Annotated in this window: 6 protein-coding genes; 1 reads left to right on the top strand and 5 read right to left on the bottom strand. The window is 75.2% G+C overall.

The features are described from left to right. The first annotated feature begins 175 nt into the window (after positions 1-175). A complete protein-coding gene (locus ACFV7Q_RS14020; protein ID WP_385428047.1) occupies positions 176-460 on the top strand; it encodes a chorismate mutase in 285 nt (94 codons plus the stop codon). 410 nt (positions 461-870) lie between these two features. On the opposite strand, the gene ACFV7Q_RS14015 is transcribed toward ACFV7Q_RS14020, so the two are convergent. From ACFV7Q_RS14015 to ACFV7Q_RS13995, 5 genes are all read right to left on the bottom strand, one after another. Beyond that, on the bottom strand, positions 871-2,733 hold the full coding sequence (locus ACFV7Q_RS14015) for a GMC oxidoreductase (protein WP_385428044.1): 1,863 nt from the start codon (positions 2,731-2,733) through the stop codon (positions 871-873). A 31-nt stretch (positions 2,734-2,764) separates the two neighbouring features. Further along, positions 2,765-4,393, bottom strand: coding sequence for a succinic semialdehyde dehydrogenase (locus ACFV7Q_RS14010; RefSeq protein ID WP_385428042.1), 1,629 nt, complete (start codon positions 4,391-4,393; stop codon positions 2,765-2,767). A 103-nt stretch (positions 4,394-4,496) separates the two neighbouring features. Next, positions 4,497-6,119 carry a serine/threonine-protein kinase gene (locus tag ACFV7Q_RS14005; RefSeq protein WP_385428039.1) on the bottom strand — a complete coding sequence of 541 codons (1,623 nt, stop codon included), beginning with the start codon at positions 6,117-6,119 and terminating at the stop codon, positions 4,497-4,499. A 126-nt stretch (positions 6,120-6,245) separates the two neighbouring features. Beyond that, on the bottom strand, positions 6,246-9,527 hold the full coding sequence (locus tag ACFV7Q_RS14000) for a protein kinase (protein ID WP_385428036.1): 3,282 nt from the start codon (positions 9,525-9,527) through the stop codon (positions 6,246-6,248). 117 nt (positions 9,528-9,644) lie between these two features. Beyond that, the gene (locus ACFV7Q_RS13995) at positions 9,645-12,191 is read right to left on the bottom strand and encodes a serine/threonine-protein kinase (RefSeq protein WP_385428033.1); all 2,547 of its coding nucleotides are present in this window, start codon (positions 12,189-12,191) and stop codon (positions 9,645-9,647) included. Positions 12,192-12,198: the final 7 nt, after the last annotated feature.

The raw sequence follows: 12,198 nt of genomic DNA, 5'->3' as shown, positions 1-12,198 counted from the left end.
GGGCGTATCCAGGTGTCGTTCCAGTTAACGATGGCCCCGGGGCGGGCGGGCCGCGTGGGTTCTTGTTGTGGGTCCCTCCGACCCATTTACTGCCCGCGGGGCCCGGGTCCGCCTCGCCGGGGGCGCTGCGGCGTTCCACTGGTCCTGCGGGCCCCACCGACAGGAGAACCCCGCCATGAACGCCACCCGCACCGCCACCGCCGCCGCGACCGCCTCCCCCGAGGAGCTGATCGCCACCTCCCGCGAGCGCATCGACGCCATCGACGACCGGATCATCGGCCTGATCCAAGAGCGGATGGCCGTCTCCTCCGTCATCCAGCAGACCCGGATCGCCTCCGGCGGGCGCCGGGTGCACCTCTCGCGCGAGATGGAGGTGCTCGCGCACTGGAAGGACGCCCTCGGCAGGCCCGGCACCACGCTCGCCATGACCCTGCTGGAGCTCTGCCGCGGCCGCGTCTGACGCCCGTTCGTCACCCGTACGGCCCGTGACCGGCTCCGAGCGCCCTCGTTGGTGTGGGTGGCCGCGTCAGCCAGTCGCGGGACCAGCACCACGCGTGGCTCCACCGGAGCGATGAGGCGTACGGCCCGTGCGACGTACGTCGTGGGACCTCGCTCCTCGCGTGACCGGACGGCAGGGGACAGCAGCCCGGTCACCCCGGAAGGACGGCCGGCCCAGGGGACGCCCCGGGCCGGCCGTTCGCATGTCCGGCTCCCTGCCCGGCCGGAGCCGTCCCCCACTGCACGGCGGGTGTGACGGACGCCACACGTGCGCGGGTGTCCTGCGGGTACAACCTTCGGTGCCGAACGCCTGTCACCTATGTACCGCGGCGGGTACCGCGCTCGGAGGGGGAGCGCGGTACCCGCCGCGTATCAGCCGGCCGCCCCGGCCCCGGCACCCGTCTCGGCGCCCGCCCCGGGCGCCCCGGGCTCCGGCGCCGCTCCCGCGGGCGTACGCGGCGGAACCTCCGGGACCGCGAGGAACGGCAGCCGCAGCGCGCCGAAGGCTTCCTTGGGCACGGCCGGACGGACCGGCTCCACCGCGGCGAGCCGCACGTAGGCCGCGCCCTGCTCCGGGCGCGGGTCCTGCTCGCCCTTGTTCGGCCAGTACGACATCGCCCGCTCCGCCTGCGCCGTGATCGTCAGCGAGGGGTTGACCCCGAGGTTCGCGGAGACCGCCGAGCCGTCCACCACCGAGATGCCGGGGTGCCCGTACAGCCGGTGGTACGGGTCCACCACGCCCTCCTCGGGCGAGGCGCCGATCGGGCAGCCCCCGAGGAAGTGCGCGGTCAGCGGGGTGCCCATCAGCTCGCCGATGTTGCTGCCGGGGAAGCCGTTGATCTCCTCGGCCAGCAGGGTCGCGGCCCGGGTGGCCTCGGGGATCTGCACCGGGTTGGGGGCACCGTGCCCCTGACGGGCGGTGAGCAGTCCCTTGCCGGGGCCGCGGGTCCTGCGGTACGTGGTCAGCGAGTTGTCCAGGGACTGCATGACCAGGCCGATGATCGTCCGCTCCGACCAGCGCCGGTTGGACAGCGAGCGCAGCAGCTGCCCCGGGTGCTTCGCGGTCCGCGCGCACCAGGCCCGGACCCGGTGGCCGCCGTAGGGCACCTGCAGCACGGTCAGGAAGCCCATCGCGTTCGAGCCGCGCCCGTAGCGGACGGGCTCGATGTGCGTGTCGGCGTCGGGGTGCACGGAGGAGGTGATGGCCACGCCGCGGGTGAAGTCGGCCCGCCGGTCCGCGCCGTGCCGCCTGCGGTAGCGCCGGTCGTCGGTCTGCGCGCCGACCAGGCCCTCCGAGTTGGTGCGGGTCAGCTCGCCGAGGCGGGCCGAGATCCGCGGGAGCAGCCCGTTGTCCTTCATGGTGTGCAGCAGGGTCTGGGTGCCGTACGTGCCCGCCGCGACGACCACGTACCGGGCGCGCAGCTCCTTGGCGATGCCGCGGCGGCGGGCGTCGGTGGGGACGGTGCGGACCCGGTAGCCGCCGGCCGGGTGCTCGGCGAGGGCGGTGACCGTGGTCATCGGGTGGATCACGGCGCCCGCGCGCTCGGCGAGGTGGAGGTAGTTCTCGTTCAGGGTGTTCTTCGCACCGTGCCGGCAGCCGGTCATGCACTCGCCGCACTCGGTGCAGGCCCGGCGGGCGGGTCCGGCCCCGCCGAAGTACGGGTCGGGGACCTCCTCGCCGGGCTTGGCCACGGCGGCGGCGCCCTCGGCGTCGGCGCCGTCTCCGAAGAAGACGCCGACCGGGGCCATGTGGAAGGTGTCCCCGACGCCCATCTTCTCGGCGACGGCCTTGAGGTGGACGTCGGAGGGGGTCGTCGTCGGGTTGAGGCGCACCCCGAGCATCCGCTCGGCCTGGTCGTAGTACGGGGCGAGCTCCTCGCGCCAGTCGGTGATCGAGGCCCACTGGCGGTCCTCGAAGAACGCGGTCGGCGGCACGTACAGGGTGTTGGCGTAGTTGAGCGAGCCGCCGCCCACTCCGGCGCCCGCCAGCACCATGACGTTGCCGAGCAGGTGGATCCGCTGGATCCCGTAGAGCCCGAGGGCCGGGGCCCAGAGGTAGTTGCGCAGGTCCCAGCTGTTCTTCGGCAGGCTCTCGCGGGTGAAGCGGCGCCCCGCCTCCAGGACGCCGACCCGGTAGCCCTTCTCGGTCAGCCGCAGCGCCGAGACCGATCCCCCGAAGCCCGAGCCGATGACGATGACGTCGTAGTCGTAGTCGCGGACGTACGGCTGTGCCACTGACGCGCCTCCTTGGCGGACGGACGGGCTGTTAGCGCAGGCGGAGTGCCTTCATCACCTTGAGGCTGCGGGTCATGAACGCCGCGTACCGCTCGTCGTCCATGCCCAGCGAGGGGGCCATGGGCAGCACCCGCTGGTGGGCGACGGTCTGCGCCTCGGTGTACTTGAGGATGCCCTCGGAGCCGTGCCGGCGGCCGAGACCGGAGTCCTTCATGCCCCCCATGGGCGCCTGGGCGCTGCCGTAGGCCGGCGCGTAGCCCTCGTTGATGTTGACGGTGCCGGTGCGCAGGCGGGCGGCGACGGCGTGGCCGCGGCGGGCGTCCTTGGTCCACACGCTGGAGTTGAGGCCGTAGGGAGTGGCGTTGGCCTGGGCTATCGCCTCGTCCTCGTCGGTGAACCGGTAGATCGAGACGACCGGGCCGAAGGTCTCCTCGCTGCACACCGCCATCGGGGCGTCGACGCCGTCGAGGATGGTGGGCTCGTAGAACAGCGGGCCGATGTCGGGGCGGGCGGTGCCGCCGGCGACGAGGGTGGCGCCCTTGGCGACGGCCTCGTCGACGTGCCGGGTGACGGTCTCCAACTGGCGTTCGCCGACGAGCGATCCCATGTCGGCGCCGTAGGCGAGGGAGCTGCCGAGCCGCATGGCCTTGGTACGGGCGGCGAACCGCTCGACGAACTCGTCGGCGATCGAGGCGTGGACGTAGAGCCGCTCGATCGAGATGCACAGCTGACCGGCGGAGGAGAAGCAGGCGCGGACGGCGCCCGCCGCGGCCTTCTCGACGTCGGCGTCGTGCAGGACGAGCATGGCGTTCTTGCCGCCGAGTTCGAGGGAGACCCCGACGAGGCGGGCGGCCGCACCCCGGGCGACCTCGCGGCCCGTACGGGTGGACCCGGTGAAGGAGACGTAGTCGGCGTGCCGGACCACCTCGGGGCCGACGACGGGTCCCTCGCCGAGGACGATCTGGAAGACCTCGGGGGGCAAACCGGCCTCGATCAGCAGATCGCGGGCCCACAGGGCGGTCAGCGCGGTCTCGGTGTCGGGCTTCATCACGACGGCGTTGCCCGAGACGAAGGCGGGCAGGGCGTCGCCGACGGAGAGTTCGAGGGGGTAGTTCCAGGGCGCTATCTGCCCGACGACACCGCGCGGCTGGCGCAGCTCGGTGACCTTGGTCAGGGTGGGCATGGCGCCGGTGTGGCTCTTGGGACGCAGGTACGCGGGGGCCTTGCGGCCGTAGTGGCGGGCGGCGACGGCGACGGCCTGGACCTCCTCGTGGGCGTGCAGGCGGGCCTTGCCGGTCTCCAGCTGGATCAGGTCGAGCACCTCGGCCTGGCGGTCCAGGACCAGGTCGTGGAAGCGGAGCAGGACGGCGGCCCGGCGGCGCACGGAAACGGCGGCCCACGCGGCCTGGGCGGCGCGGGCCCGGTCGAAGGCCTCGGCGACCTCCTCGGGGGTGGCCTCGGGCAGGTCGGCGAGTGCGTCCCCGGTGAAGGGGGTGTGGTTCGCAGTGCGGCCGGAGCCGATCACTCCGCGGGTGAGCCGGGCGATCAGGTCGGGGGTGACCACGTCGGCCGCGGTGCGGGCCCCGGCCGGGGCCGGGGCGACCGGATTGGTGGGCTGCGGTGCACTGCGGAGGGGGGCCGGGGCCTGCGTGTCCGTCATGGCGGTGAGCGTATTGCGCCCGGCGGCCTTTGGGTACCCGTCGGTAACCGGATTTTGCCACATCCGCCAGTGAACGCTGGCAGGATGGCCGGGCCGGGCGGGGTCAGCCCTTCTTGGGGGGCGGGGCCCAGCCGGTGAGCACGGTGTCGAACTGCGCCCGGGTGGTCTCCCAGTCGGCCGCGGGCCCCGACATGTACACCGCGTACTCGGTGCCGTCCGGGGCGATGTACATCTGCTCGATGGCCCGGCGCGGACCGGCGTGCACCCCCTTCTCGGTCCAGGTGAACTCCCAGATCGCCGCGCGGGTGGTGTCCTGGAAGCTGTTCTGGTTCAGCTTCTGCCGCTTGTAGTCGGTGCGCCGGCTCACCTGCTTCTCCAGGTCGAGCACGTGCGCGTGCGGGTTGTCGTAGTCCGGGGTGGTGTCGACGGCGATGCGGATGAAGTGCTTGCCGTTGTCCGGGGTGTAGTCGATCTGGTTGCCGTCCAGCTGGCGCTTCCAGCCGTCAGGCACCCACAGGGTGAAGCCCGCCGGATCGGTGACCTCGGTCCAACCCGCGGGCGGGGCCGTGTCCTTGCCGTCCGTACCGCCCTGCTGGTCGGGGGCGCTCGCGTGCCTGTCGGAGCCACCGCCCTCGGCTGCGTCCCCCGTGTACTTCAGCAGTCCGAACACCGCGCCGCCGCCGACCAGCGCCGCCACCAGCGCCACTGCCGCGGCCCGCTTGACCCGGCCCGCGCTCGGGGTCGGCCGGGCGGCGGCCGGCTCCGCCGGACCGGGCAGCTCGGTCGTGCGTACGGACTCGGACGGCGCGGGGCCGTCCGGTTCGGGCTCCCGCGCATCGGCCAGCTCCTGCGGGGTCACCGCACGGGTGGGCACGTACGCCTGCGCGGCCTTCGGCTCGCGGCCCTCCATCGCCTCCAGCAGCATCCGCTCGGTCTCCTGCGCGGAGGGCCGCTCCTCGGGGTCCTTGCGCAACAGGGCGGTGATGACCGGCCCCAGCGGCCCGGACTGCCGCAGCGCGGGCGGCTCGTCGTTGACGACGGCCTGCAGGCTGGAGATCGGCGAGGTGCGGCGGAACGGGGAGCGGGCCTCGACCGCCGTGTAGAGGGTCGCGCCCAGCGACCACAGGTCGGAGGCCGGGTCGGGGGTCCCGCCGGTGACCCGCTCCGGGGCCAGGTAGTCGATGGAGCCGACGATCTCGCCGGTGCGGGTGATGGAGGAGTCGCCCTCGATCGCGGCGATCCCGAAGTCGGTGAGCAGGACCCGCCCGTCCTTGGCGAGCAGCACGTTGCCGGGTTTCACGTCCCGGTGCAGCACGCCCACCGCGTGCGCGGCGCGCAGCGCGCCCAGGACGTGCAGCCCGATCCGGGCGGCTTCGCGGGGCTCGATGCGGCCGGCCGCCTTGGCGGCTTCGGCGAGGGAGGGGCCGTCGATGTACTCCATGACGATCCACGGCCGGTCGTCGTGCTCCAGCACGTCGTGGACGGTGACGACGGCCGGGTGCTGGATGCGGGCCGCCGCGCGGGCCTCCTTCTGCGTCCGGGCGTGCAGCACGTCCCGGTCGGCCTGGGCGACGTACAGACCCGCCGTCAGCTCCTTGACGGCGACGGTCCTGTGCAGGAGCTCATCATGGGCGCGCCACACCTTCCCCATGCCGCCGCTGCCGATGGGCTCCACGAGCCGGTACCGGCCGGCGAGCACTGCGCCCGCACCTGTCTGCTGTTCCACGAATCCCCGCCACTGTTGTGCACTTCGGGACAGATTACGAAGCGCTCGGCGCAGCCGGTACCGCGAAGGCGTGGTTCCGGCAGCACTGTGACGCAATTGCCGTACTGAGTCACCGTCAGTCCGCGATCATCCGCCGGACTTGTAACTCCCCGTGGCCTTTTCGAAGACCTCGGTGACCTTGCCCTCGCCGTCCTGCGGGCCCGTCACCATGACGACGTGGTAGCTGCCGCCGAGCGCCACGACGAAGTTACGGGCGACGACGTTTCGGCCGTTGCCGTCGATCCACGTGTACCGGCCGGTGACGCGGAGCTGCTGGCCGACCTTGGTGGTCTTCACGTCGCCGCCGCTGGCCCAGGTGGAGGAGCGGTACGGCGCCAGCTCCGGCTCCTTGTCCTTCTGGTACGTCGCCGGATCCGGGCTGCCCTCGACCTTGTCCCGGCCGGGAACCACGATCAGGACGTACTCGCCGTCGGTGTAGCGGACCTGCCCGGCCTCGTTCATGCCGCGGCGCTCCCAGCCGGAGGGCACCGCGATCTCGAAGTGCTCCGGGTCCTGCTGGACCGTGTAGCCCGGGGGTGCGGGCGCCGCGGACTGCGGGGCCGTCGGGGACACCGGCGCCCCGGACGGAGGCCCGGAGCCGCCGGCCGCGGGCGGCGAGGACTGCGGGGCGGGAGCCTCCGTCCTGGCCACCGGGGTCTGGGAGGCGGTGTCCTGGCGGCGGTCGCCCTCGTCCGTGGCGCCCGGCAGGAACAGCATCGCGTACGCCACCGCCCCCGCCATCAGCACGAGGACGCCCAGGAGCAGGTTCCGGCCGAGGGCGCGGGGCTTGCGGGCGGGGCCGGGGCTGCGGTGCCGGCCGTGCAGCTCGCCGCGGCGGCGTACGACGGGCAGCCGGGCGGGGTCCGGCTCGGGGGGCGGGGGCGCGCCGAACCGGTGCCCCTGACCGTGCCCTTGGCCGAGGGCATGGCCGGAGTCCGGTTCGGGGGCGGACCGCACGAGCGAGCGGAGCCAACCGCGGAGCTCCTCGAAGTCGGGGCGCTCGGTGGGGTCCTGGCGGAGCAGCGACTCCACGACGGGACGCAGCGGGCCGCAGTCCTCCGCGAAGGCGGGCGCTTCGGCGCAGACCATCTCGACGAGCTCGGCGACGCTGTCCTCGGGGTACGGGGCGTGGCCCTGCACCGCGCGGTAGAGCAGCGCGCCGAGCGCCCACAGGTCAGTGGCCGGCCCGACCGGAGCCGCCAGTTGCCAGGGCCCGCTGACGGTGCCCGCCTGCTCCGGCGCCCACCGCTCGGTGACGGCCCCGACCACGGCCATCCGCGTCTGCCGGGCCCGCTCGGCGTCGAGCCCGCTGCGCGGCCCGGAGCGGGTTCCGGGGGACCCGGCCCAGCCGGACGGGGGCCGGGGCCCGGCGGGGGGCGGAGCGGACGCGGGCCCGGGGGCGGGCTCCGGGGCGGGCGGGGGCGGGGGCTTCGGGGCGGGGATGTGCGCGGGCACGGGCCGGGGCTGGCCCGGCTGGCCCGGCTGGCCCGGACGCAGGTAGGCAGTGGCGTCCTCGGCCTGCCGGTACCCCTGCGGCAGGGCGAGGCGTGCGGGCAGCGCAGGCGGCCCCGCCTCCGGGCGCGGCTGCCCCGCGGGCAGCGCCGCGACCTGCTGCCGCGGCGTGACACCGTGCCAGGCGGCTCCGTCCCCCGCGCCCGCGTACGTGCCCTGTACCGTCTCCGCGCGGGTGCCCGGACCGGCGTGGTCGCCCGCGCCCGGGCCGGCCGACGGGGCGTCCGCGGAGTCCGAGCCGGCTCGCGCGCCTGCGGCGGTGTGGCCGGCCGCGCCGCTTCCGGCTGCGGGGCCGGAGTCGCGGCTCCGCCCTGCGGGACCGGTCACGGACCCCGGACCCGTTTCCAGCGCTACGGAGGTGCGGCCTTCGGGGCCCTTCCCGGGGGCGGTGGCCGGCCCGGCGGCAGTGGTCCCGCCCCATCGGGGCGGTGCACCGGCCACCGATCCGGAGCCGGGTTCCGGGCTGCCGTGGGCGGCGGGCCTCCCTGCCGACGGACCGGCCACGGGCTCCGCACCCGGTTCCGGGACCCGGTCGGCACCCCCGGCCGTGCCGGCGCCGGCAGCGGGAGCAGCGTTCAGGACGGTTTCCCGGCCGGTGCCGGTCGCCCCGGGGGTGCCGTACGGGTACGAGTACCCCTGGGGCAGGTTCGAGCCCTGCGGCCGCCGCTCCGCTGCCGGGCCCGCATCGGCCACGGCGTTGCGCTCCTGCGTGACCCGCGCCGTGGCGGCCCGGACCCCGGCCCGGTACGCGGCGAGGACGCCGGCCCGCGCGGCCGCCTCCGGGTCCGGCGGGTCGGCAGTGACGTGGTCGGCGTACCGCGGGCCCGCCGGGCCCTGCGCGGCGTCCGGTGGTTCCTCACCGCCGCCGGCCGCGTCCCCTCCGTGCCCAGCGCCTGCGGCCGTCGGCTCCGGGTGCCGGTCGGGGGTGATGTGGTCTACGTACCGCGGGCCGACGACCCGGCCGGGCACACCCCTCCCGGGGGCCTCCGGCGCCGGGCGCGCGGAGACCGGACCGCCGTCGGCCGGCTCCCGGGGGTCCCCGGCGCCCTCGACCACCGGGTACCGCGGGGTCGTTTCGTAGCCCGGGGCCACCAGCGGGGCGTCGGCGGCTCCCGGGGCGGGCGACTCGTCCGGGCCGGTGCGGTCGGTGCGGCGCGGGCCCGTTTCGTAGCCCGGGGCCACCAGCGGCAGGCCGGCGGGCCGGGGCGGCGGGGTGCCCCAGCCCGTGACCGCGGGCGGGGCGCCGTCCTCCGCCGGAACCGGGTCGTACCCGCACAGCGCGTCCTCCGCGGCCCCGGCGGCCAGGCCGGTCAGGACGACGCGCCCGTCATCGCATATCAGGACGGTCCGGACCGTGATGTTGCGGTGCGTCCACCCGTGCGCGTGCAGCACCCGCAGCGCGGTCAGGACGTCGGCGGCGACCTCGGCCGCCCGGTACGGGGTCAGCGGCTCGTCGGCGAGCAGCGCGGCCAGTGGCCGGGCCGGCACCAGCTCGCTCACGATCCACAGCGAGCCGCCCTCGGCGAAGACGTCGAAGACCTGGTCCAGCCGCGGATGGTCGGGGACGGACGCGGCCGCCTGCGCCGCCGCGATGGCCCTGCGCACGGCCGGGAGCTCCCCGGCCGGGAGGCCCCCGCCTCCCGCCCGGACGGCGGCTCCGGCTCCGCCACCGGCCCCTGCCGGCTCCTCGTCGAGCAGCTCCGCGTCCACGAGCTCGGGTAACGGCACCTGTCGTACGAGCACTTCCTGCCCGCTGCGTGTGTCGAAGGCGCGGGTTTCGACCAGTTCGTACTCGTCCGACGGCGGCAGCGGCAGACGGTAGCGGCCGGCCAGGATCCGACCCGCGTAGTCGTCCACTCCGCCTCCCCCGAGTGCGCTGCGGGGCAGGTTCCCCACTGCCCCCGCCGACACGATACGTGGCCGGGGGCACCCGCGTCCCGGGCCTGTGAAGGCTCGTCAGTCCGGGAACGGCCGTCAGGCGAGCGGCTGGAAGGTCTGGAACGCCACGGTCCGCATCTGGCTGCACTCCGGGCCGTCCCACTGGTCCGCGGGGCAGCTGATCATGATGGCGTAGCCGCGCTTCGCGTCGACCTTGAAGCCGCGGTTGAGCACCCGGACCCGCATGCCGCTCTGGTCCCGTTCGAACTCCCAGTCGGCGGCGGTCGGGTAGTCCCGGTACGACACCTGGTCGATCCGGATCTGCTTGTAGCCCGAGCTGCTGCCCGCCACCGCCGGGGCGAGGAGCGCCCAGGCCTTGCGCGCGTCGTCGCCGGGCTTGTCGGTGTAGTCGACCTGGATGCGCGGGAAGCCGCCGTCGCGGCTGTATATGGCGCCGGAGTTGTCACCGGCGGTGCCCGTCTGCTTGAAGCCCTGCGGCATCGCCATCGAGAAGTGGAAGCCGAGGTCGGTCACCACGGCGTACCCGGCGGGAAGGCCCGCGGCCGGTCCGCCGGGCGCGTTGCCCTGGCCCTGGCCCTGGCCCTGCCCCTGGCCGCCGCCCGTCTGACCGTCCTGGCCTGGGCTCTGCTGGCCGTTCGGGGTCTGGCCCTGGCTCGGGTCGGTGCTCCCGCCGCCCGTCTTGCCCGCGGTGGCGGCGGCCTCACCCGTCTTGCCGGACGGGCCCGGGGTCGGGTTGCCGGAGGACGTCGTGCCCTGACCGGTCTTGCCCTCGTCCTTCTTGCCGCCCGCACCGTCGCCGCTGAACGCGTACACGAGCAGCGAGCCGATGGCGGCCAGTGCGACGACGACACCGGCGATCGCGAGGCCGATGGTGCGGCGGGACATGACGTCGGTGAGCGGCGCGGCGACCGGCGCGGTCCGACCGGACGGCGGGGGCCCCGCGGGGGTGGCGGTCGCCGTCGACGCGTTCGCCGCCGTGGCGGCCGTGGCGGCGCCCGCCGTCGCCGCGGCCTTGCGGGCCGCCTTGAGTGCGGCGCGGGCCCGTTCGCGCTGCTCGCGCTCGCGCCGTTCGCGCTCCTTCTTCTCCGCCTTCTCGGCGGCCTTCTCGGCCTTCTCGACCGCTGCCCGGTCCGCGGCCTCCTTGGCCGCGGACAGGGAGATCTGGCGGGTCTCCTCGACCTCGGGGGCGAGGACCGGGGCGGCCGGCTCCGGCTCGGGCGCGTTGACCACGGCGGTCAGCATGGCCCGGGCGCGCTCCTCGTCGAGGCGGAGGGCCGGGTCCTTGACCAGCAGGCCGTAGATGACCTCGGTCAGCGGACCGGCGTTGCGCGGCGGGTCGACCGGCTCGGTCATCACCGCCGTGAGGGTGGCCAGCGCCGACCCCTTGTCGTACGGGGGCACCCCCTCGACGGCGGCGTACAGCAGGCCGCCCAGCGACCACATGTCGGCGGGCGGGCCGGGCTTCTGGCCGCGGGCGCGCTCGGGCGAGATGTAGGAGGGGGCGCCGACGAGCATGCCGGTGGAGGTGATCGAGGGGTCGCCCTCGACCTGCGCGATGCCGAAGTCGGTGAGGACGACACGGCCGTTGGAGGCGATGAGCACGTTGGACGGCTTCACGTCGCGGTGCAGGATGCCCTGGCCGTGCGCGGCGCGCAGCACGTCGAGCACGGCGAGGCCGACCTCGGCGGCGCGGCGGGGCGTCAGCGGGCCCTGTTCGCGTATGAATTCGGCGAGGGAAGGGCCCTCGATGAGCTCCATGACGATCCACGGGCGGCCGTCCTCGTCGACCACGTCGAAGACGGTGACGGCGCCGCCGCTGCGGATCCGCGCGATGGCCTTGGCCTCGCGGAGGGTACGGGTGATCAGGCGGCGCTTCTCGTCCTCGTCGACGCCGTTGCCGAACCGGAGTTCCTTGACGGCGACGGTGCGACCGAGGGTCTCGTCCTCGGCCCGCCAGACGGTGCCCATGCCGCCCTTGCCGAGGACCTGGCCGAGACGGTAGCGGCCCGCGAGGAGACGGCCCTCCGTGCCGGCGGCCTCGGCGGCCTTGGCAGCTGCGGCCTTGACGGCGGCGGCGACGGCATCGGCCTTGTCGATGACGGGGTTCCCCGAGGTCGTCCGGACGGCCTCGGCACTGCTCCTGGCGCCCTGCTGCTTCGCCGGCTCGGCCCCGGCCGCCGCCGCAGCTGCTCCGGGCTTCGACAGATCGGTTCTGGCCGCCGCGGGCTTCGCGTCCTCGGGCTCGGCGGCAGCCGGCTCGTCCGCAGCGGCCGGGGCCGTGGCCGCCGCCGACCCGGGCTTCGACAGGTCCGTCTTGCGTGCCGCCGGCTTCGCGTCCTCCGGCTCGGCGGCGGCCGCAGCGGCAGCCGAACCCGTCGTGCGGGCTGACGGCTTCGACGGGCGGCCGGGCTCGGCGGCGTCCGCCCCGGCACGCGGCTTCGGCAGGCCCGGCTTCGCCGCGGGCTTCCCGGCCGCAGCCTCGGCTGCCTCCGCGGCAGGGGCCTCGGCAGGGGCTCCGGCGGGAGGGACGGCGGCCTCGACGGACGACTCCGGCTCGGCCGACACAGGCTTCGCCCGGTCCTGCTTCGCCGCCGGCGAATCGGTGTGCTCCGGCTTCGACATGCGTCCC

It is taken from the genome of Streptomyces sp. NPDC059851 (assembly GCF_042732005.1).
In the GTDB taxonomy this organism is placed as follows: Bacteria; Actinomycetota; Actinomycetes; order Streptomycetales; family Streptomycetaceae; genus Streptomyces.
Note: the sequence above shows the minus strand (reverse complement) of the source record. Positions and strands in the feature narration are given on the sequence as shown.